Source organism: Herbiconiux daphne (assembly GCF_024979295.1).
Classification (GTDB): domain Bacteria; phylum Actinomycetota; class Actinomycetes; order Actinomycetales; family Microbacteriaceae; genus Herbiconiux; species Herbiconiux daphnes.
Map to the genome: position 1 here is coordinate 1 of NZ_JANLCJ010000567.1, position 599 is coordinate 599.

1 protein-coding gene is annotated in these 599 nt (G+C 50.9%); it reads left to right on the forward strand.

Annotated features, from left to right (window positions below; genetic code table 11):
- Nucleotides 1–599, forward strand: a 599-nt coding sequence (locus tag N1032_RS26475) for a N4-gp56 family major capsid protein (RefSeq protein ID WP_259543635.1), incomplete at both ends; no start/stop codon positions are given.

Sequence of the window (599 nt, forward strand, 5' to 3'; positions counted from 1 at the left end):
CCCATCCAAGCTGCCTGTACTGGGTGAGAATGGTGGTCGTGTTAACCGTGTTGGTACTACTCGTCTGGAACTGGAAGGTACTTTCGAGAAATTCGGTTTCTTCACTGAGTACACTCGTGACTCTCTGAACTTCGACTCCGATGCAGACCTGCTGTCTCACATCAACCGTGAACTGCTGACTGCTGCAAACCAGATTACTGAAGATGCTCTGCAAATCGACATCATCAACAACGCAGGTACTCTGCGCTACCCTGGTGCTGCAACTTCGCGTGCTGACGTAGATGGCACTCTGCCAACCTACGGCGACCTGATGCGTCTGGCTATCGACCTCGATAACAACCGTACTCCGAAGCACACCACCATCCTGACTGGTACTCGTAACATTGATACCAAGGTCATTCCTGCCGCTCGTTATGCGTATATCGGTTCTGAACTGATCCCTACCCTGCGTTCTCTGAAAGACCTGCACGGTAATCCAGCATTCATCTCTGCTGAGCATTATGCTGCTGGTACTACTCTGGCTGGTGGTGAAATCGGTGCTATCGACCAGTTCCGTTTCATTGTTAACCCGAACATGTTCAAGTCGGAAGGTGGTGGTA